Origin of the sequence: Prevotella sp. P4-98, from assembly GCF_002251405.1 — a bacterium.
In the GTDB taxonomy this organism is placed as follows: domain Bacteria; phylum Bacteroidota; class Bacteroidia; order Bacteroidales; family Bacteroidaceae; genus Prevotella.
Genome location: NZ_NPJC01000075.1, coordinates 48,623 through 71,153, shown reverse-complemented (window position 1 = coordinate 71,153; position 22,531 = coordinate 48,623). Strand labels below are relative to the sequence as shown.

Genomic DNA, 22,531 nt, shown 5'->3' with positions numbered 1-22,531 from the left:
ATCCTCGTGTACACTACATGGCGAACCGCCAGATAAAGTCCATGCTGACGCAGGCTGCACTGGCTGCCATCAACTTCAATCCCGTTATCGCAAGATACTATATGCGACTCGTAGAACGTGGAAAGAAGAAGCAGGTTGCACTGAATAATGTAAAGAACAAACTCATACGTTTGGTCACTGCTATGGTCCGAAATCGCCAAATTTTCTCACCAGAATATAAAATATCAGCATAAATTAAAAATAATGGTCAAAATATTTGGATTTTAACATAGAAAGCGGATTTTTTTTATCCACGGAACACACGGAGAACACGGAGGTTATAGGTTATGGGTTAGAGGTTAAAGGTTAAAGGTTATGGGTTAGTGGTTAGTGTTTAGTGGTTATAGTTAAAGATTTTGTTCAAGATTCTAGTTTAGATTTCGAGCCGTAGGCGATCCAAAATAAAACCCTTCCCAGAAGCGAGGTATTCGAGCGCATTTTCAGTCGAGATTTTTGTTAAAGATTATTATTTCTGGCCATAGGCCATATTTCGTTAAAGATTTCCTCCAAAGATTTCTTGCCGTAGGCAACTAAAATAATCCACGGAGCACACGGAGGACACGGAGAAAGATTATCGTAGGATGAAAAACCTCAGCCTTCAAACCTCAGACCTCACCCCCTCACCCCCCGTTTGGCATTCTTGATTCATTTGGGAGATTCTTCTGCCGCCATAGGACATACCGTATCCTCTTCTTCCAGTATAGGATAATAGTGAGTTTTTGCACCATGGTCCTGCAACCAGATATGGTTGAGCGTAAAAGCGATGGAGTCAAGAGTCACTTCACGCTTTTGCGGCTTCAGTTCACATTCCCATACCGTTATGCAATGCCATCCCATTTTAGCCAACGTCCGCTGCTCCTCCTTGTCGCGCACCTTGTTCCTGCGAATCTTCTCCACCCAGAAGTCACGGTTTGTCTTAGGAATCTTACAACACTTAGAATTCTCCGGTTGTACCATATCCACGTCATGCCCATGCCAGAAGCAGCCATTCACGAAGATGCAGGTGCGGTATTTCCTCAATACCAAGTCAGGATGCCCAGGCAGCCTTTTGTAGTTCAGCCTGTATCTGAATCCCCGTTTCCACAGCCCATGTCGCACGATCATTTCCGGCTTCGTGTCCTTCGAACGAATAGCCGCCATGTTTTTGTGCCGTTGTTCTTTAGTCAAATGGTCAGACATAGGATATGAGTCTCTTACGATGCAAAATTACTTTCTATATTCCTTCAGTATTTGGTGAAATGTCGCACAGGAATCACAGATTTTTTTATCCACGGAACACACGGACTACACGGATTCTAGTTAAAGATTATTCGCAAGATTCTAGTTAAGATTTACCATAGGTTATTTTTGTCGTGACTCAGCATAGTGAAAGCGCGCTCTCACTCTGTCTTCGCTACTCCAAAAATTCGAGCCGTAGGCGATCCCCAATTAAATCCTCCCCAAAAGCGAGGTATTCGAGCGCATTTTGGTATGGGATTTACGTTAAAGATTCTCGTGGCGTGAGAAAGACCTATCCCCGTGTCATTACACCACGCCATTAACATCCCCATTTTCATTTCCCTTCAACCAGAAATGGGGCATTGCGGTTTTGAACTCTACATCTATATAATGACATTGTTCCTTGATGATACCACGGCGGCGAACAGCAGGTTGCAGACAATAGGTATCAAAATCGTCAAGATTGACATCGCTTACATGCGTCCAATGTGGAAAGAGCAACTTCATATAAGCCACTGTAATACGTTTTACAGCGTTGAAGTCGCGTGTGTCAGCATTCTTATCGCAAGCCACAAGTTCATCAAACAATAAACCATAAATGTTCTGCGTGCGAAGCGAATGTAGTATTTCTGAAAAATATTCCACATTCAGCGTCCATCCCTTGTAGATGATTCCTTTGTTGATACGTGGCAAATTCCAACCTTCTATAAAGCAATGGAAACGATCAAGCAAAGCTGACTCCCTGAATGATTGTGGTAGAGAGTCAAAATAACGATAGTTCAAAGGACGTCGTTGCTCGTTGAGGGGAATATTGCCCATAATCATCAAACCACATTCTGAACTAAACTCGTTGTTGTCAATGGTAGTTTTACCACTCTCCAAATATGATTTCAAAGCAGCCTGTATCTCGGCTGGTTCTTGAAAAATTATAGTCTGTATCTCATCAAATGCCGTAAAGTCATGGTTTTTGATGATACCGTTCTGTTGCTTGTTTTTGTCATAAAACAACTTTGCACGTGTAACTTTGCCACCACTAACAAGCCAACCATACTTGGAAAGATTGCCAAAAACAAACGATTTACCTGTACCTTTTGGTGCCAGCTCTATGACATTAAGCCGTGGCTCTACAAAAATGAGCAATCGACTTAGAAACTCCACTTTCTGTGTCATAGTCTCAAACCCATCAGCCTCATACTCCATTGCTGACAGCAGTACGTCTATCCATTCAGACGTAGAGAATGCAGTTCTCGCTCCTCTCAGATAGTCGATATCTACAGAACGATATGGTTTGAAAGGCTTATAGTCCACCATTTCTACATGATTTTTCTTTCCGTCCTCATCTGGAAGGACTGACAGTTTGATGATGCCCCATTTCTCGCCATCTACCAATTCTCCCTGATGATTCTTGTACACATACTCAGGAATCTGTCCCTCGTTGATTTTGATGCCAAGGTCTGGAATACCAAAACGGCGCACACCCTTTACCAAGTCAATATAAATGATGAATCGGGAGAGAAGTGTCAACTCTTCCCCAGAAGCCAAGCGGTCTTTCACCTCTGTTTGTTTCTGTGGTATCACCATGTCAAGAAAACCTGTGAGTTCTGAACGATTTACAGAACCGTCAATATTGATGTAACGTTTTAGAATGAAGTCCTTCACAAACGAGGGAAGATTGCGACCAGCAAATAAACTGTTGGTTGACGCTGGATCCTTATATATGGCCATGGATGCAAATTGCTCCCTGACTTTCTGTATTGTTGATGTCTGCATAGTTAAAATCCGAATAAATCATCCTCCTGGGCACCCATATTGATGCCTATTTGGTCTGTCTGTTTGAAATCTCCTATTACGAGAGTAATTCTTGTAGCTGTTCCTACAAGATTCAGTCTTTCACTTTCGTATATATCGTCTTGTTTCTTGTGGAGCAGATAATCAACGCCATTGTAAATTACTTTTGGCGTATCTATACTGCTCAAGCCTTTGATGTTGTATTTTACAGTAGGACTTGATGCTATCAAATCTGATGTTAGTAGTTTTGCCGAATATACATTGGCATTTTTTTGTCCTGAAACAATAATGATTGGTACCAATACTTCTTCTGGCGTAGCACCTCCATGTGTTCCTTGTCCCGTTGGTGTTTTTGAGGCAAGGGAATTGTGGTTTAGAGCGCAGATGCTCTTTCCATCCTGTAAAATCATATAATTACCATCCACAGTTGGATTTCCCTTTTTCCATACTGCACATCTTCCTGAATGGTCGGATTCTATACCTGCAAGGTTAAGACCGTTGCCAAATTGCGCCATATAACTGATGCCATGGTCAGAAACAAAGGCGATCTTCTTACCGTTGTACTGCGACAATACCTGGGTCAAGGCCTCTTCTACAAGATGCAGCTCATCTATGATATAAGCAGGATAGCTCTTTTGTGTATGAGCGAACTTATCTATATCTCCGATCTTTTCCAGTTTATTGCCTGTTAATTCTTCCAATTTCAACTTGTTGACAGAAGTTACTGACGGAAGTTGTGCTGTAGCAACATATACCTCGTTGAGATATACTCCATCTACTCTATGTTTTTCTATTACTTTTGTTATGAACGGAATCCAGTCTATACCTAATCCGTCAATCCAATAATACAGGTCTATGTCTTGACGATTATACAGGATGGTCTTCACGGTTTTGAAGCTATCTCTCCAGGCCTCGAAAGTTGATTGTGATGCATTGCGTTCCTTCAACATCTGCCGTAAGCTGTCGTTGGCTTTATTGGCTATCTTCGAGTGCGTGTATTCACGGAAATAATCATTAATCCATGTGAAGGAGTTGCCCAATTGAATACCCAGCGGTGCAAGATAAGAATAAAGCGAAGGCATTAATGTCTGAATGTCTTTCACGTCTATCTTGCCTTGTCCCACCCATTCTGTCATAAGGTATTGTTCTGAAAGTGTGAGTGATGTCATATATTTCATGGCATAATAACATCCACGTTCGGGGTCAGCAGCCATAGCCATCAGTTTCGCCTTTACCTTTTGCTCTGCCAGATGGGTAATCTGCACATTATACTTTTGGGCTTCCTTTAGTAAAATTCTGCGAAGTTTGAGACTTGCTTCGTCCTGTGGTTCATCAAACACTTGAGTAGCCAACAGAGAAAACAAGTCTGACGTGCTTTGTGTCTTACAGTTTCTTAGCACCCTCGTCAGATAAGTTGGTGTAGTGGAATTCCACAAGAAATAACTTTTCAACAACCAACGTGAGAAGCCATCCATATACTCGAACCATGTCTGAACGAAAGCTATGCTGTCATTCAGGTTGGATGTATTGAACCGCTTGTTGACAAATGTTTCGAAGTCAAAGTCCTCAATATCGATGTTTGAAGCCAACTGCTCCCAAAATGGCATATCTTCCTCCTCAGCAGTCAGCTCTCCAAAATTTATACCGAGACCTTTGCTCAAGAATTCAAAAGCATTATGACAAAGGGTATAGTCGAAGGCATTGTCTGGCTGTGCATTGCCGGCAGAGTCAAAGATACATTTCGATGAGCAGATGATTTGTTGTTTCACCTTAGCTCCTACATTCTTCCAAAGTGAAATCCACTGTCGCATATTCTCGCAGAGACTGAACTTGTTTTCCAATCCCTGTACTCCGTAAGTTGTTCCAGATGTCAACACCAACCTATAGTTTTCGCTCTCTATCCCTGAATGGTATTCCCAAATGTGAATGTTTGGGTCATCTTTAAACTTGCTTACCTTACTCTGCATACCTATGAGTGGTACATAGATGCGCTGATGGGTTCGTTGAGATTCTTCTGGTGACTGTACAAGGCGTATTGTTTTCAACAATGAGTCAAACTCGGCGTAATGTACATTGTCATAAAAGCGGGTTATCTCAGAGAATGGCGCAATAACGAAGTCATTTGCTGGCAAACTCTTGATATAAGCTTCAAACATAGCTGCGAGTTGGGAATAGGTGATGAACTTATCATCTTGTCCGTCTCTCATCCACTTCTCTATACTCTGTACAAACACGTTATGGTTTTGGCACTCTTGAACAAACTCACCGAAATCTCCAAAATTCTCAAACAATACAAAGCGTATGGGGTAGCGGTTGCGAATAGAACTCTCCGCACCTGTCCAATTTTTATCGACATCTATCTCCTGATAAAGGTCTTGTAATGAAGTGAATTCCTTGTACATCGGTTTCTAACTGTTTATCTTGTCCAACAACCATTCTCCTGCTTCATCACACAGTTTGTTGAGTAAAGCGATGGCATCGTCGAGGGTGGTGATGCTGGCTATATGGCTCTTTGCTTGCTTGCGCTTTTCTGCAATAATGTCTAAATTGACAGGGGGAACGTAAGTCGTTGGTGGATATTCTTCTCCCACAAGTGATGTTGGTGGGGCAGGAGGTGTCTGTGGATCTACTGGTTGCTGTAGAGCCTTTGAAGATTTCCACTGCAAAGCCTTCTTCTCCACTTCCTCTTCAGTCCAGTATCCGACCGTTGACTGAAGGTTTTGTTCGATGAAGTGCTTCACCTCATCAACATCATTTTCCTGTATGTTGATGTAGTCAAGCTGCATCAAGTAGTTTTTGAAACCGTCAGAAAAGGCTGCATCTACATTGAGTATATTCTTCATCTCTATACGCAACTCTGAGATAAGATCTATCGTTTCCTTCACTAATGCAGGATTGCGTAAGTCACGTTCCATGCAGATAGTCACAATGTTGTCTATCAATTTTCGCTCAGCATCATTAACTTTCATAATGACTGGCAGACTTGAGAAAGCCTCTTCGGAAGCGTATTTTACCGACCAAAGTGGATATCCCTTCTTACCTAGGAATTCTGCCGTGATGGCATATCGGGCATCCTTCAGACTCGATACGTCGGAATATGTGTTATCTTTACTGTTGAGTTTGAAGAGCGAAATGAGGTCTTTGCACAACTTGCCCTCCTCTGGTGTCTGGAATTTGAAATTGAGCTTAGAATTCGACTTTTTGTCGTCCCAGACCTTGAATAGATACACGATATCGTCAATCAAGGCATTCTTGTCGCGTGGCTTGCCCTGCATATCAAATATCTTGTTGGCCCAAGGCTTCAAGGCAAATGCCATCATTGCCATAGGTGCAAAACTTCCATAAAGTCCGTATGGCGGCTTTTGAAGCACAGAGAACTTTTCATCAAAATTGAAAGGAAGACTCTTGTCTGCATACTTGATAATGTTCTGCACCTTGTCATATACAACTTTGAACGGATCGTTCTCTGGTATATCGTTCTTCCACTCCATATTGTCATCCAGGCATTCCTGCACCAAATATTGTACTGGGCGCATCTGTGCGGTTATAGTCGTAAGTTCTTCTTTTGAGGTGGCAAAGATAAAGGTGCGAACAATCTCTTTTGAGTTTTGTTGACGCCAGAATGTGGAAGGCGCCTTTTGACGCAACAGTTCACAAGCGTCAGGACCATATGGGTATATGATCGGAGCAATCACGCCATTTACGATACTCGACAGGTGCTTTACGGAGATAGGTTGTTTCTCTACGCCATTGATATAGGCGATGGCATTGCCACGCTGAACGCTGTCCATCCATTCCTTCACCATCGACACAGCATGTTCACGATGTACATTCTGCTGGTCAATGAAACCATGGCTGCTGGCACAAGCATAGTTAGCTTGATACTCTATAAACTGCTCGTATTTGGCATCAGTAAGTACCTCGTCAAACACTAAGAAAACGATATTCTTCAAGTCCTTGTCATCCTCGTCTTCAGCACATTTCTCGGCAAAGCTACGCAATACTCCAAGTTCTGTGTTATTTCGTGCCATAAGCAGGGCAAAGAACAGAGCACTCGTTTTTGTATCCTTTCGTGAATTCTTGATTTGACTTCTGAGTACGGCTTCGTTCTGATGATCGGAGAAGAACTTGAATTCATATGGGCGTATCACCTTCTGCATCATCTTTTTTTCAAAAGCTGTGCTGGCAGCTTCAGAGAAGTTGAGTACCTGATCAGTATAGCGATACTGCACATTGCGCATTTCGGTCTTCTTTTCTTCTATCTCACCAGAAGGCAGGGCAGAGAACTGTACAGAGTATAATCCGCCTGGCGCACGTTGTATAATGCCTTGCTCATTAAACCATTGCAGTACTGTGTCTATCTTACCATCATAACGTGTTCCTGCAAAGAGAGCGTGGATGTTGTCTTCTGATGGAGTCACAAGTCCGTTGTTGTTTTCGCCCGAAATGTTGTTAAAAGCATTAAGCAACAATATGCCTTTAAACACAGCAAAATAAGCATCCCCCTCATTTGCTACCTGCAATTTGTAAGAGTTGTAACGTTCTGTCACCGCTCCATAGTTGGTCACATCGTCTTGGAACACCTTCAGTACATAATCCCACAGATAGTCTGCCGTGATGGTGTCGCGGTTCAAAAAACGATCCTCGCTGTCAAGAAACTCGCGTATGGAATCATTCTGTCCCAAAAACTCGAATACACTTCGGCTTGATGAGCCTACCACCGTGGCATAATGGGTAGCGAGATTGGCAGTACCAGGATGCAATGGATAAAGGTTGAAGAGGTCATCCCGAGTGGACTGCTGGTCATTGCTTGTGGCGGTGAATATGTCGAGTAATTGGGGGTTCATCGAATAGAACAGCTCTCGCATTTGGCGATGACGTTCTTCGTCGATAATTTCAAACTTGCGTGACATAATCTTGAACGCCGACACCGACTCCATGTTATATTTCATGCGGTGATAACGTCCGTCGGTTTGTTTCATTTGTTCTGCGTCCATGCCGTTGAACGCCGAAGGATGGGAAATGAGGAACATATAGGAATTGTTCTCCATGTTCATGAATTTTTGTGCTACTTCCTGCAACTGCTTCAATACAGGAATACCGATAGCATCGGCCATTACGTCTGTGAACTCATCCCAAACAATGAGTAGGCCATTATAAGTTCCAAGCTCTGCCAGACGATCTTGAACCTCAATGAGCCAATTCTTGATATTGTCGTTGTTCAGGCGGATGTCAAGTCTGGCTTCTCGCAAAGTATCGGTCACTCGGTGGAAAATGCCAAGGTCACCAGTCTTTAGGTTCTCAACCAGCTGTTCGCAGTCTGACACTACTGACGAAAGGGCAGTATGCGTGTCAATCAAGTGATTCCAGATTTCAGGGTTCTGCCGGATTTGTTCAATATAGTTTTCGTAATCCGTAGGTACAACAATCTCTATTTTGTGCTTACGGAGCGTTTCTGTAACAGCCTTTTGTAACACAAGGGCAACGTCACCAGGGTGTGTCATGGCACCTAGACCATACACCTTAACCGTTAGCAATCGCTTGCTTTCGCGAAGTTTGTAGATGGAATCGCGAATAGACTCAAACTTTTTTCCCTTATATTCGTAGTCCACCCACTTTCTTATGTCCTCCACATCGTCACCGAGCAAGTGGCTAATAACGGCCACGGCATGGCTCTTACCTGTTCCGTATGTTCCATTTATCCAGAAACTCTTGTGAAAGTCAATATCGTTACAGCGCACACTTTTGATGACCGTGCGCAATACTGAATTGAATTGCTCGTTAGGGATAAACGAAATCCATTCACCCTGTTTTTCCTCTGCGATGTCGTAGGCAGCCTTGCCTCCACGCAGTTTTATGATATCGTCGTACTTAGTAGCCATAAGCATATGAATATTATGTTGCTAATCCATTTTTTATTGAAGCAAAGACTTGAGCACTACCAATTGGTCCAAGTCATCCCGAAGGGTAATGTGGTCTAACCCCATGGTAAGCTCTGCAACCAACACTCGGTTCTTTTCAGAAGACAAGAATCTTAATTTCTTTTGTAATTCACCCTTGCTAATACCAAATTCCCGATATACTCCACAAAGCTCCTCGGAACGATACAAGTCGGAAACTCTAAGCATCTTAATCCCTTTCTGCTCTGCGTATTTGTATAAAGAATAAGCAACAGCCTCAGGACTCAAATCGTTATAGGGTAACCTTTGGAAAGATGTTCCTTTTGTATCTTGACTCACAAACTGTCTTAAGTCTTCACCAATAGGAGAATACTTAAATGTTTGCACCAAGGCTTGTACAGCATATGTAATTGTCGTTTCCTTGAATGTCTGTTGGAAATACTCGAGAGCAAGTTTGTCAAAATCTTTTCTCCCTATCTCTGTATTAAAGCCGACAGAAGAAGAAAACCAACCCATTAAAGGACTATTATAAGCCAAATTGATATGAATAAGTTCCCACAAAAGAGTTGTGTTCTCTCTGTTTATTTCAACGCATAATTCACCAAATGGTGTAAGTTTTGATTTTTCATCAATAATCTCTGCGTCTTTCAGCCATGCCTTAAAACTTGGCACTTGTTTTACACCAAGGAAATTATCTTCCCAAAAAGAATCTGTATCTGTTAGATATTGGTCAACCCATTCTTGATGGATACCAAACGTTCCATATTTTGATATTTTCATATTCGATAATTTTATAGTTGTTGGCTTAATCATTGAATCTGCCACAATACACCCGACATTATGATATTCCAAGCATTTGAGGCAATGTACACATTTGTCTTTGTCTATATTCACTTTTGGATAAACAGAAAGAGCACCTGTAGGGCATTCTAACTCACATGCCTCACAGTTTATGCAATACGCTGTCTTATTGATAATTCGTCTTAAATAATATCTTAGTTGTATATTATTATTGTCATACAAAGTGAATGTAAAATCATTCATATTCTTGCCAAAACGAATTTCAAAATGGTATATTTCATGTTTGAACTCCAATTCACCAATAATAAATTCTTGTTTTTCCTTTATACTATACTTGCCAAGAACTGGAAACCAAGTGAATAGTTCTTTTTCTGCACTTTTCACTATTGCTTGCCATTTATTGGAAGACGAAGAAAACGAAACGGAGGTCTTAGCCTCAGAGAATTTACCACTGCCTCTTAGCTTCCATTTTCTCTCTGCAATATATTCTTTCTTATTTGGAATTTTTCTTGAAGCAACATTTGATTCAATCCTATCCAAGAATGGCTTAAGATTACTTGAATAGCAATTATTGACTATCATATCATCCCAGGGAGAACCAAATGGACAAAGGACACATCCTACTCTAGGCTTTCCTACACGATATGCTGAATTTATATGCAAATCATGTTCTAACAGATATAGGAAAACTTCAGTTGTATTCCAACTCAATATTGGACGTGCGTTTACTACAAATTTATGTTTTACCCCTTTACCTATTCTATTATATTCACTTCGACTTACTGACTCTTCTGCTCTTACTCCTTCAAAAGCTAAGAATTTTTGTCGTTTATCTGTACCAGACATCAACATTCTGTACAACGGAGCTGTTTTCATTACCGAGCAGCACCAGCGGTGATTATCACTTGGTGTGCCAATTTTATCCCAATAATTGAGTACAGACTCATGGTTACGAGCCATAAGGAAGTTGAGGGTAGGGAATTTCTCCTTGTAGTATGTCTCCACCTCTTTATATAAGGTTAGCGATGGAGGCAACTCATAGCCCGTATCGCTATATATCACCTCAAAGTCTGTTGGTGGAATGGCTCTCGTACAAAGGTCGAGCACCACTTGTGAATCCTTACCACCAGAGAAACTGGCAATAAAGCGGTCGATCTTGGTAGAAAGCAGCACGCGTTTTCCCTCCTTCTCGGCAGTGGAAAGTGGCATAATATCAAAGGAATCGCAATCTTGTTTTACCACAGCCATCTTCTGCTTACTCTTTTTCTCCACACGCTCCGCCATAGCCTCAAAGTCGAGTTTGTTAGCATCTGCCTTGGCGTATGTCTTGTTCACCTTGGCGTATGCCAGATAGGTGTCGTGAATGAACTCAATGGCTTCGTTCTCCAAAACGAACATAAGGTCGGCGGTACGCTGGAGCATCTTCTTGACATCTACAGGTTTTAGCTCCATCGGTTCTATGCCAGGTTGCATTTCCAATGTGGGTTTGGTGTAAATGTCAGCACCTTTAGCATCGAAGAGGCGAACACCACGATACCAATATTGTTTGTTTACAGCCCACATAATAGGTTCTTTTGCATGAGGATAAGTCCAACCTAACTTATCCAGTTCCAAAAGATTCAATTCTTCAAAGAACACAGGACGTGGGGAGATTCCAAGCGTTCCCTCTACGATGCGCGAGTGCAACAGCACTCCGCCTGTCTCCTTATCCCATGTTATCTTATACATTATAAGTTTCTATCTTTTCAAATACGGATAGAACCCCAATCTCCGAAAATTGTTATAGTTTTGTTGGTTATGTCTCTACAAAAATAAAGCGTGGGATTCGCCTTTGCCCATCCCACTAGTCGAGGCTCTCGCATTGCCCAAATCGTCGAGACGGACAACGCAGAAAGCCCACGCATGGCATATATTAATCCCATGCGTGAGTAGCCGCATCCTACCACCACAAGTGGGGTACATATACGACAACACACGGCAGGGCGTAACATACCCACCGTGAGCATTCATCGTTGTCTTGCCTTATGACGATTTTTGTAATTTGCGAGATTACGACTAGTCAAAGACAAGCGTCAGATAAACGCTCTTTCTATAAAAACAGCACCCACCCACATTATACCCCTTCAGGCTTTCTGCGAGAAAAGTGCAATGCAAAATTAAATTATTTATTTATAATTTCCATTGTATAATGCAAACTCAAGTGAAATTATAAGAATATTTAACACAGTTTGTCGAAAAGGAAAACTGGGGAGACAAAAAACATGGGGACAGTTCCACTTGCCAACTATTAAGTCCGCAAAAGTCATTGTTGTGTATGTGCGATTTTGCTTTTCAAAAACTGTAATACTGTAAGTGTAACGCAAAAATGAAGTCTGAAGTCTGAGGTCTGAAGTCTGAGGGCTGAGGGAGTGGTCTTTATCATCCTACGAAAATCTTTCTCCGTGTCCTCTGTGTGTTCCGTGGATTTTTTTTTGGGGGGGGCTGACAGACATCACAAAACATAATCATTAACGAGAATCCTTGACGAGAATGCGCTCGAATACCTCGCTTTTGGTGAGGGTTTTATTATGGATCGCATCGGGGATGCTCGACATCTTAACGAAAATCTTGAGAAGAATCTTTAACTAGAATCTCTGTAGTCCGGAAAACAGGAGTCAGGTTCCTGTTCTATAAGATATATAAAAAACGCAAGCATGACATACCACCTTGCACGGAGTGACAAACGTGAAAAGAAGCAGCCAGTATGTTGACCATCCCCTCTTGGCACTCATTTCGGAGGCAAAATTAAATAAAAAGTTTGATTTTAACGAATAAAAAGAGAAAAATATACGGAAAAATTTGGAGGGTATCGGTTTTATTCGTATATTTGCAACTGAAAAAATAAATTAAATAAGGATTTTTATGAAGGGCTGAAGAGGTTGTATGTGAATACCGCCTCTTCTTTTTGTATAATCATCGGATTCATCGGATCATCGGATATTAGACGGATGTTAGACGGATGTTTTTGGGGTTGCCTACGGCAAGAAATCTTTGGAGGAAATCTTGTTTAAGATGTTGCTTCGCAAGAAATATTTTAGGGAGATAGCTATCTTAAATAGATTTCTGGGCCGTTTAGGTCCTCAGATTTTTACCAAAGATTTCCTCTAAGATTTCTTGCCGACAGGCAACTAAAAATATAATCATTAACAAAAATCCTTGACGAGAATACGCAACAGTACGTTGCTTCTGGGGAGGGATTTTTGGGGGATCGCATCGGGGATGCTCGACATCTTAACGAAAATCTTGAGAAGAATCTTCAACTAGAATCCGTGTATTACAAAAAAAACTGGGGGAAAATTTGGAGGGTATCGGTTATATTCGTCTATTTGCAACTGCAATAATAATAAGATACTTATTCATTTAAGATTAAACCTTGATGAGGCCGTATGTGAATACCGCCTCATTTTTTTGTATGTTGGTGATCCGGAAATTTTTGTTATCCACGGAATACACATAGGACATCAGAAATGACATGACTGACACGAGCGAAAATAGATGTGACAAAATTTCAGTATTGTGCAGAAAAGATAAATTTTCAACAATTTTGGCACACTATTTGCTATACGTATATATCATTAGAGTCTCGTCCATCATATCATGGACGAGAAACCTAAAACAATAAATATTAGTAACCCTCCTGATTCCATTTGTGGATAGGGAATAAATTTTATTAAAAACTATCAAAATGAAGCAAAAGAAGTTTGTCTTCTGTAGGTATTCTTTCAAGGAAGACCCAGATTCTAAAGAAGAGAAAAGAGTTGAAAAGGAAAAAGTTCAAGAGCAATTTGGAAAGCTATTTCAAACTGCTGGAAAATTTCAGATATACATGAAAAAAGGAAAGGAAGAAGTGTGTTTGCAAAATAATGTGATTGCCGAGCATGATAATATTATCGTATTTAGACTTAATGATGATAAAGATATAAAGATAACATTACCTACAGGAACAACTACCAATAATATAGATGATTATAAAGAAAAGACTGAATCTTCCTATCCATATTGTCATATAATTTTTCTTAATCTTGGAGATGTGAAATATGTGGCTATTGAAAAAAATTACTCTACTTTCAATGGTAATATTGATAGGATTTTAAAGATACTTACTGCAAATTTTAATCGTTTAATAAAAGAATATGGTTATACTATTGAATTTGAAAAGATTTTGATGCGTGCAAAAGCTTGGAGTCTTATCAAAAGACGTTGCATAAGTAATAACGATTATGTGACTCAGATTTGCCTAACTGCAAAACGTGATGGGGAGACTGCAAAATTTGCTAACTTCTCGAGTGATAACGATATCAATGGGTTGATCAAGCGAGGTGAAGAAAACGAAGCAAAAGAGGTTTTCTTTGGAAGTAAATACGCAAAGGGTACCAATGAGCTAAGCATAAAAAATGCTATCGACACCATGTTTAATGTTGCAGAATTCGTATCCAAAAATGATTGTGAAATAAGGGTTAAGATGAGTAAAAGTGGAATGATATGCTTAAATGACGAGGTTGTGCCTATGTATTTTATGCCAGATTTAGCCATCGAAAATTTTCAGATGAAATCCTCTATTTCTATTGAAAAAGGCGACTATGAACTTCTTAAATGGCTCAATGAATGTATTGACGATATAAAGAAAACAGAAAATGAAACAACGCCTCCAGCCAAAATCAGTTGCCCTAATTAATGACACTCTACAGGATAATGTCATTATGAGGTTAATAAATACCAGTTGTAAACAATTTGAGAGCCGCATGAATACTTTGCGGTTCTCTACAATTGAAATTTTTATAGAAACGGTCGAAATTATTGATGAAATCAGAAAACAATCGTCCGATTACGATATTAAAAATTCTTATGACTGCCTTTTCTGTTATTTACGAGATTATGATGAAAGTAAAGATAATGTTGATGCAAAGTTGGCTGCATCTGTAATTATTGTATGGGTTTCTATTCTTTTAAATTATTGTTCCAAAGATAAAATGTTTTATGCTGATTCTTCTGATGGTTTGCTTGAAACGCTTCCTAAGGATTCTAAATGGAGGGATTTGGTACAAAACATTCAATCTCGATTATCCAAATTGCAAGAACAAGAAGACGAACTTAGTAAATATATGTGTGATTATATTGATAATCCGAAAAAATGGTTATCTGTTCAAATTCGGGATATCATAGATTATAATGGCATGAATAAAAAACTTATCGATGATCTAAAGCCTCATTTCTACAGCGATAATCAGCTTGAAAATATAATTGCTTATATTAAAGATATTCAAGAAGCTGGTAATGATCCTGCTATTGCCAAGATAACAGCCCAATATATCAAGAATAAAAAAATATCTGACTATAACAATTCGTACCTAAAACCTCTTTGGACGATCCTTAAAAGTCATGGTTTATATACTGCGACAAGCAATAACTGGAACAAAGCAATGAATAATCTACTGTCCTAATGATTCCTTGATATTATCTTCCCATTCTTTATAAATTCCTCGAAAATAGGTCAGCATTCCTCCTTTTGGGTGATTTGCTGGCCTATTTTAATGATATATTGCTTGATTTGTTCTATTTTAAGCATTATCTCACCGGTAATTCTTTGATTCTTTCCTTTTCAATTCCTTTTCATTCCTTTTTATTCCTCGAGCGAATGATACATTAGAAAAATAATACACTCCGCATTTTCTTTATCATATCTTTGCAGCAGAAATTTCTAATTCGGAGTTTCTGCTGCATTCTTTTATAGATTTCAGTCAGCGGTCAAAAACGAAACACGGCTCCGAGCGTAGGACATGAATTACATTGTCTATATGATCCTGCGTAGTGTGAGACAATACTTTTTTTAAAAATTATACAACAATGACAAAAAAGATTGTCGAGAACGGTTCTGCTTCATCGCACGAGCCACAGATTATCGGTAGCGTAGTTAACGACATGCTACAAGGTGATTCACCATTTGCTTGCGCTTATCGCGAGCATACGTCGGCCTATCCCCATACGGAATTGGGGATTTACCTCAAACTGATGACGCAACAGCCAGGGAGATTGCCTGTAGGCAGGTATCTCTGCGGTACGATCACGCGTGATGCAGAGGATCATTACCTCTTCGTGGAGCATGTGGCAAAGGCGTTATGGCCGGTAAAGCGTAACCCACACGTGTTTGTGGGACGGTATATCAACGTGAATAGAAAACCAGACGGGACTATCTATCCTACGTTCAATCGCCCAGACTACAACGAGAAACTCACTTTCGCTAAATTCTGTATGGAAGCTGCCAAAGAACTGAGGCAGGTTGCCAAACTGGTAGATAGTGCAACAGGCCTCGGAGAGGGAGAGGGGATAGGGTTGATCAGAGCGTAGAATCTTCCAATATTCCAGTTCTTCCAAATTCCAATTAAGGGTGTGAAAACGCAAAACCCCTTTTTAGAGTCTTATAACTTATTAATAATTAAATAGTTATATATATAATAAGAGAAAAAGGCACCCTCGAAAAATTAATTGGAAGAACTGGAATTGGAAGATTTAGTCCATCGAATTTCTATCTAAAAGGCAGAATATCAACAAGTTATAAAATTTTGAAAGAACAATCATGAAGTATAATATTAGTAAAAACACCGCTCCGACGATGCCAAAACTTGGAAAAGGAACGGAAATTGTGGCTCTTTTGCTCTCACAAGTATCAAAAGACATGCATGAGCCCCTCGTTCCGATGATTTTCCCAGTTCTCGGAGCACACGTCAGCGGAGCGGAATTCATGTATCCTGACCTTAGTTGGAAGGAATTATGTGGCATGATGGCCAATCTTGTTGCAGATTCCGGCTGTAATAAAGGGCAATTTACAAACATTTCGGAAGCTATGTGTCGCGACTTCCGCAGTCACGATGAGGACGAGCTTGCCAAACTGGTGGAGTGGCAGAAACTGATTAAAAGCAAGTCTGCCAACAAGGAGAAACCTGTGCGCCCAGATGTGGCTTTTTGGTTTCCCCCTGCCGATGTGACCAACGCTGCCTTCATTCAGAATGCCATGGGATGCGAGGTGTTGGGCAAACGCACACAATATCTCAACATGCCTGAGGTGGAGATGGCTGATAAGATGTGTGGCGGACATAAGCAGGTGAGCCAAATGCTTCGCAACATCTACGACAAGGCCAGAGCTGGTGCGCTTCGTGCCACAGCTGAGGGTGTGACGGGAAATCCGGTGCTGCGCACCAACATCACCATTTCTTCTACTCCCTTTGCCGCTCGCAAATTCTATAAGAACGACCTGTTCAACGGTACGTTTGGGCGTATGGTCTTTTCCTACAAGGCTCGCACAAACCGCGACGGACGTATTCCCCGGCAGGGTAAGTATGACGAGACGTTCTACCATAAGCTTGATGAGTATATCGCCCGTCTTGGCATCTGCAAAGGGCGCTTTGTCATCAAGCCGCTGAACAAACTTGTTGACCAGTTGGCACAGGACATGGCATCGCTGGCTGATCTTGCGGACGACGATATGTTGTGGGACATCTCCAAGCGTGCTATCGTGTCGGCATGGAAGGCGGGCTGTCTGCTCTGGGTGCTCAACGGCATGGCGTGGTCCAAGTCTATGGGCGAACTGGTGGAGTGGCTCGTGTATCATGACATCTGGAGCAAGATGCAAATCTTTGCTGACATGCTCGGACAAGAGGCTGACAACATGAATGTGGCAGGCAGACGTGGTCCCAAGAATCTGTTGGACGATCTGCCTGAATCATTCAACGAGGCTCAATTGGAAGCGCTGCGTCTCTCATTGGGCAAAGATAAAGATGGGACAAAGAACCAACTCTACAAGTGGACTCACCGTAAATTCATCACGTATTCTGCCCAGACGGGGCTGTACTCCAAGACGCAGGAGTATCTGACGGGGAATGTTGCCGGACGTGGTACTAAAAGGAGATAGCCATGCTCGACAGAATGAAGATTGAAAAGCTTCGCGCACTGCCCATTGAGGCGGTGGCGGAGCGCCTCGGACTGCGGGTGACGCGACATAAATGTCTGTGTCCGTTTCACGATGACCATCATGCGAGTATGACGTTTCTCGCAAGGACTAACAGCTTCAGGTGTTTTGCCTGTGGGGCTCACGGCGGCACGATAGACCTCGTGATGCGCCACCTCGACAAGGACTTCCCCAGGGCGTGCCGTTGGCTGGCTGACGATGCTAACGTGGTGATCGACGAATACCGACCGCGTACGCCTGTGGCGGAGAAAACCATGAGGCCGTTTGATGCCTCGCGCTATGTCCGCAACTTCGAACATCCGTGGTTGAGCAGCGAGGCGCAACAGTTCCTGTTTGCCGAACGGAAGATCAATCCGCGTGTGGTGCGCTGGTGTCGCCTGTCGTCGTGGACTGACCGCCAGGGCATCCATTGGTTGCAGACGCCGTATTTCGACACGACGGGGCAGCTCATCGGTTTGCAGAACCGCAACCTCGACTACCACAAGGGGGACGTGACGCCTCGCTTCCGCTTCCCCTACGGGGCACGCTGCACCATCTACAACCTGCCTGTGGTGGCGATGCTGCGGCCTGAGGAACCGCTCTACATCACGGAGGGATGCTCCGACTGTTGGGCGATGCTCTCGGCGGGTCATAAGGCGGTGGCGATTCCGTCTGCCACCTTGCTCTCCGTGGCAGACAAGGAGCTGTTGGGCGATCTGGCAAACCGGTTGGGTACGTCGTTCCACATGTTTCCCGACCGCGATGCGCCTGGTGAGCGTCTCTTCATGCAGTTGCGTGAGGTATTGCCGACGCTCCATCACCACCAGTTGCCGGCAGGGTGCAAGGATTTCTCTGATTATTATGTTTCATCTATTAACAATTCAAGTTTCGCAACTGAGGGAATTGATTGAAGTTAAAGAAGTTATCTTAACTTCCCCACATGCGAAAGTTCAGTTAACAACAACACGCTATGAACAATTTTGAAATTCGGTCTTATACCAAAAAAGATTTGGCGCTCAGATATTTCCCGTCTGCCACGCCGCACACGGCGGTCAACCGCCTGATGTCATGGATCTGCCGCTGTCAGCCCCTGACGGCTGCCCTCGCGAAGCAGGGGTACAGGAAAACGAGTAAGTGGTTTTCGGCACGTGAGGTCAGACTCATCGTGGAATACCTGGGTGGGCCGTGATCCATCGGATCATCGGATCATCGGATCATCGGAATTTAGACGGATGTTTTTGGTTGCGCGAGCGCAAGAAATCTTTGGGGGAAATCTTTGATTAAATATGGCCTTTGACCAGAAATAATAATCTTTAACGAAAATCTCGACTGAAAATGCGCTCGAATACCTCGCTTTTGGGAAGGGCTTTATTATGGATCGCCTTACAGGCTCGAAATCTTAATGAAAATCTTTAAGAATAATCTTTATTCAAGTTTCGCAACTGAGGGAATTGATTGAAGTAAAAGAAGTTATCATTTCCTACGGTCGTTCGGGAAGTTAAGAGACAATAGGCTTTTTCCGTAAGACGTAGGACATTTGTCCCTTAACTTCTCTCTAACTTCCCTAACTTCCCTTAACTTCCCCACATGCGCAACAGAGGGAATTTTAAAAGAAAATGTCCTCGAATCGCAGGAAACGTATAGAAACGTATGATTGATTTTTGGGGATGTCGTATCTTTGCAACAGAAACAAAAAAGGCTGGCAGAAGCCGAACGCATCTCGGAGGCGCCCCGAATGTAGCAGGTGACAACAGCCAAGTAAGTAACTTTAATGATCTAATACCATGAGTAACTCAAAAAACAAAGAAACGCTCAAGACTGTACTCCAGTTTATCGTAAGCGTGATCACAGCACTCCTCGCCACACTCGGCGTTCAGAGTTGCGTCGGCATCTGACAAATTAGTTATTAACCTTAAAAAAACACAATTATTATGGCTACAATTCAAGCAATCGACATCATCAAGGGTATCAGTGGTAAGTATGGTAACAAGTCTAACGACTACTTCGCCACTAACAAGTCTAGTAACAAAATCCATCTCGCCAAACTCGCCAACCCATACAAGGGTCCTGCTACCGAGAAGCAGAAGCTGCAGCGCGAGAAGTTCGCCAAGCAGCAGGCTGCCAGCAGCGCATGGCTTAAGGCTAACCGCCCGAACGAGAAGAACGGCATCAAGGGTACTCCTATCTACCAGTATGCCCTGAAGCTGAAACGCACCTTCGCCTTCTCTAACGTCAACCAGGTGTTGTTTAAGTACATGGACAAGGAGTTTAACATCAAGTTGCCTGACTCCATCGATGTACCTAAGGTGGACGGCGAGGATACCGGTTCTACTACCAATCCTGGCAGCGGTGACCAGGGTACTGAGCAGAAGCCCGGTGGAAGCGACCAGGGTACAGAACAGCCTGGTGGCGGAGGTCTGGAGGGTTAGTCTTCCGTTTTCTTCTTAACCATAATTCCTTCATCGTCACAGCGCTCCTTGTTGTCAGGGGGCGTTGTATTCTTTATCCACGGAGGACACGGATGACACAGATTTTATTTGTGTTCCGGGGACTTTAGTTGCTTCGCAAGAAATCATTTTACCACTCCTGTTTCCATCTCATTCTCCAAATATGAGAATACATACACTGCTCCTTCGTAATACAAGCCACAGGCAGGATTACACAGGCGCTTATAGGTTTCTGAAGAATACAGCTCATCCAGAGCTTTCTTCATATCCCATCCATACTTCTGCATTAGCATCTCAACCAATTCTGTAGAGAGACATTCTATCTGAAACTGTATATCTTCATTCATAATCAAATCTTCTTTAAGTAACTAACAGCTTTTTCTGTTCCAAAGAAATACTGAACAGCAGGCTTTTGAAATCGCAGTTCTTCAATCATTCTGTCAATACTGATATAGCCCTGGATAAAACGACGCATTTGAAGACCTACCGTATCGTCTGCAATCGGACCAATAACTATATCATAAGGATGAGCAGGCGTAGAAGACATATTTCTTCTATTCATCAAAATAAATTCTGCCCATTCTTCAGAATAATTTTCAAAGACTTTAACGGATAAAACCGTTGAATCTTCCATAAGCAAGCTGTCATCAAACAAGTAAGCATTAACTACAGGTGTTCCCTCCTGTAGTCTTTGGGCAGTACGAACTGCCATTTCCCTTGCTTGCGATTCATTTGGATTCAGATAAAAGCCACATCCAAAATCCTTGCCTTTTCGTGAAAGACATAAATCTATTTTATCTATCACGACATTGCTACCATGATATAATTTTAGCATCCTAATCGCCCTCCATTCTTTTGACATAATATGGTAATATCCTCCACCGCATCCTCTATTGAAAGAGTATGCTCAGCCGCATAGCAATCAACAAGGAAGTCTATTCCTTTAAATCTACGCAGATAGGCGTACGAATCTGCCAATGAAAGCTTAAAACGATTCGCAAAAGCACCCACGCAGCAGTTCACGTATTCAATTATATTATGAGTCAAATCCATATTTCCCGCTTTTAAAAATTTTTAATGCAAATATAACGAAATATTTAGAAATCACCAACTTTTCCCGGTATTTTCTTTTATAAAGAGAAAAAAATAAGGGGGGGAGGGATGAAGTCTGAAGTCTGAGGTCTGAAGTCTGAGGTTTGTCATCCTACGATAATTTCAAAATAAAAATCTCGACTGAAAATGCGCTCGAATACCTCGCTTTTGGGACGAATTTTTATGGGGATCGCCTTACAGGCTCGAATTTTTGGAGTAGCGAAGACAGAGCGAAAGCTCGCTTTCACTATGCTGAGTCACGACAAAAATAACCTATGGTGTAAATCTAAACTAGAATCTTAAAAATAATCTTTAACTAAGATGAAGTCTGAAGTCTGAGGTCTGAAGTCTGATGGAGTGGTCTTTGTCATCCTACGATAATCTTAAAAATAATCTTTAACCTTTAACCTTTAACCTTTAACCTAAACGCTCCTTGTGCGACAAAATAGGGTGGGGAATAAAATTATGTGAGAAATAATGAAAAAATAATGCGAAAAGTTTTGTTAGTCCGAATAAAAGCAGTAACTTTGCAGCCAATTTGAGTAATTACACCGAAAATATAGTCGATGAAGAATGACAACATGAAGAATCAGTACCGCGTCAACGAACAGATTCGTGTGCGTGAGGTACGTATTGTGGGAGACGACGGATCAACAGTAGTTCCCACCCGTCAAGCATTGGATATGGCTCGTGCAGAGGGCGTTGACCTCGTTGAGATATCCCCAAATGCCAACCCTCCCGTTTGTCGCATTATCGACTATTCGAAATTCCTCTATCAGCAGAAGAAGCGTCAGAAGGAAATGAAAGCCAAGCAGGTGAAGGTGGAAGTGAAGGAGATTCGCTTCGGACCTCAGACCGATGAGCACGACTACCAGTTTAAGCTGAAGCACGCCAAGGAATTCCTGGAAGATGGTAATAAGGTACGCGCATACGTATTCTTCCGTGGACGTTCTATCCTGTTTAAGGAACAAGGAGAAGTGCTCCTGTTGCGTTTCGCAAACGATCTGGAGGAATACGGTAAGGTAGAGCACATGCCCTCACTCGAAGGTAAGAAGATGTTTATCTATCTCGCTCCTAAGAAAGCAGGTGTGGCCAAGAAGAGTCAACAGGCTCGCGACAGAGAGGCTTCTGCAGCCGAGATCAAAGAGGCAGAGCAGCAGCAGGCCAAAGAGCGCGTGGAAACGAAAAGCGGTATGCTGGCAAATGCCAAGATTAGCGCAGACGCTCTCGAAAAGTTGAAAAACAATATCTGAACGAAAACAGGT

At 42.1% G+C, this 22,531-nt stretch carries 17 protein-coding genes and 1 pseudogene; 10 read left to right on the top strand and 8 right to left on the bottom strand.

Going from position 1 to position 22,531, the window contains the following annotated elements:
• Positions 1-233, top strand: a pseudogene (locus CIK96_RS12020) (IS110 family transposase); the annotation flags it as partial.
• Between the two features lie 451 nt (positions 234-684).
• Here the strand turns inward: CIK96_RS12020 and CIK96_RS12015 are convergent.
• The 5 genes from CIK96_RS12015 to CIK96_RS11995 all read right to left on the bottom strand — a co-directional run bounded on the left by CIK96_RS12015 (position 685) and on the right by CIK96_RS11995 (position 11,474).
• Complete coding sequence (locus CIK96_RS12015; protein WP_094440711.1) at positions 685-1,218, bottom strand: very short patch repair endonuclease; 534 nt, start codon at positions 1,216-1,218, stop codon at positions 685-687.
• A 345-nt stretch (positions 1,219-1,563) separates the two neighbouring features.
• On the bottom strand, positions 1,564-3,027 hold the full coding sequence (brxL, locus tag CIK96_RS12010) for a BREX system Lon protease-like protein BrxL (RefSeq protein WP_094440710.1): 1,464 nt from the start codon (positions 3,025-3,027) through the stop codon (positions 1,564-1,566).
• Positions 3,028-3,029: 2 nt separating this feature from the next.
• Positions 3,030-5,447 carry a BREX-4 system phosphatase PglZ gene (gene pglZ / locus CIK96_RS12005; protein WP_094440709.1) on the bottom strand — a complete coding sequence of 806 codons (2,418 nt, stop codon included), beginning with the start codon at positions 5,445-5,447 and terminating at the stop codon, positions 3,030-3,032.
• Positions 5,448-5,453: 6 nt separating this feature from the next.
• Positions 5,454-8,927: a hypothetical protein gene (locus CIK96_RS12000; protein ID WP_094434346.1), complete on the bottom strand. Its 3,474-nt coding sequence runs from the start codon at positions 8,925-8,927 to the stop codon at positions 5,454-5,456.
• 33 nt (positions 8,928-8,960) lie between these two features.
• Positions 8,961-11,474 (bottom strand): phosphoadenosine phosphosulfate reductase family protein, encoded by a 2,514-nt coding sequence (locus tag CIK96_RS11995; protein ID WP_094434348.1) that lies wholly within the window; start codon positions 11,472-11,474, stop codon positions 8,961-8,963.
• Positions 11,475-13,470: 1,996 nt separating this feature from the next.
• On the opposite strand from CIK96_RS11995, the gene CIK96_RS11990 reads away from it, so the two are divergent.
• From CIK96_RS11990 to CIK96_RS11960, 8 genes are all read left to right on the top strand, one after another.
• A complete protein-coding gene (locus tag CIK96_RS11990; protein WP_094440708.1) occupies positions 13,471-14,460 on the top strand; it encodes a hypothetical protein in 990 nt (329 codons plus the stop codon).
• Positions 14,420-15,226 (top strand): hypothetical protein, encoded by an 807-nt coding sequence (locus tag CIK96_RS11985; RefSeq protein ID WP_094434352.1) that lies wholly within the window; start codon positions 14,420-14,422, stop codon positions 15,224-15,226. Before CIK96_RS11990 ends, CIK96_RS11985 begins: the two co-directional genes overlap by 41 nt.
• Before the next feature lie 403 nt (positions 15,227-15,629).
• A complete protein-coding gene (locus CIK96_RS11980) occupies positions 15,630-16,130 on the top strand; it encodes a hypothetical protein (RefSeq protein WP_216820949.1) in 501 nt (166 codons plus the stop codon).
• Positions 16,131-16,359: 229 nt separating this feature from the next.
• A complete protein-coding gene (locus CIK96_RS11975; protein WP_254047138.1) occupies positions 16,360-17,691 on the top strand; it encodes a hypothetical protein in 1,332 nt (443 codons plus the stop codon).
• Between the two features lie 14 nt (positions 17,692-17,705).
• Positions 17,706-18,638 (top strand): CHC2 zinc finger domain-containing protein, encoded by a 933-nt coding sequence (locus CIK96_RS11970; protein ID WP_158214868.1) that lies wholly within the window; start codon positions 17,706-17,708, stop codon positions 18,636-18,638.
• A 59-nt stretch (positions 18,639-18,697) separates the two neighbouring features.
• Positions 18,698-18,916 carry a DUF4248 domain-containing protein gene (locus CIK96_RS11965; protein WP_094440706.1) on the top strand — a complete coding sequence of 73 codons (219 nt, stop codon included), beginning with the start codon at positions 18,698-18,700 and terminating at the stop codon, positions 18,914-18,916.
• A 595-nt stretch (positions 18,917-19,511) separates the two neighbouring features.
• The gene (locus CIK96_RS13290; protein ID WP_158214867.1) at positions 19,512-19,622 is read left to right on the top strand and encodes a smalltalk protein; all 111 of its coding nucleotides are present in this window, start codon (positions 19,512-19,514) and stop codon (positions 19,620-19,622) included.
• A 36-nt stretch (positions 19,623-19,658) separates the two neighbouring features.
• A complete protein-coding gene (locus CIK96_RS11960) occupies positions 19,659-20,156 on the top strand; it encodes a hypothetical protein (RefSeq protein WP_094440705.1) in 498 nt (165 codons plus the stop codon).
• Positions 20,157-20,299: 143 nt separating this feature from the next.
• On the opposite strand, the gene CIK96_RS11955 is transcribed toward CIK96_RS11960, so the two are convergent.
• The 3 genes from CIK96_RS11955 to CIK96_RS11945 are packed head-to-tail and all read right to left on the bottom strand — an operon-like array spanning position 20,300 to position 21,227.
• The gene (locus tag CIK96_RS11955; RefSeq protein ID WP_005847932.1) at positions 20,300-20,521 is read right to left on the bottom strand and encodes a hypothetical protein; all 222 of its coding nucleotides are present in this window, start codon (positions 20,519-20,521) and stop codon (positions 20,300-20,302) included.
• A gap of 2 nt (positions 20,522-20,523) precedes the next feature.
• Complete coding sequence (locus tag CIK96_RS11950; RefSeq protein WP_254047137.1) at positions 20,524-21,036, bottom strand: DUF3990 domain-containing protein; 513 nt, start codon at positions 21,034-21,036, stop codon at positions 20,524-20,526.
• Positions 21,003-21,227 (bottom strand): DUF3791 domain-containing protein, encoded by a 225-nt coding sequence (locus tag CIK96_RS11945; protein ID WP_094434045.1) that lies wholly within the window; start codon positions 21,225-21,227, stop codon positions 21,003-21,005. The genes CIK96_RS11950 and CIK96_RS11945 overlap by 34 nt, the downstream gene beginning before the upstream one ends.
• A 605-nt stretch (positions 21,228-21,832) precedes the next feature.
• Between CIK96_RS11945 and infC the strand changes: the two genes are divergently transcribed.
• Positions 21,833-22,519: a translation initiation factor IF-3 gene (infC, locus tag CIK96_RS11940; RefSeq protein ID WP_094390500.1), complete on the top strand. Its 687-nt coding sequence runs from the start codon at positions 21,833-21,835 to the stop codon at positions 22,517-22,519.
• Positions 22,520-22,531: the final 12 nt, after the last annotated feature.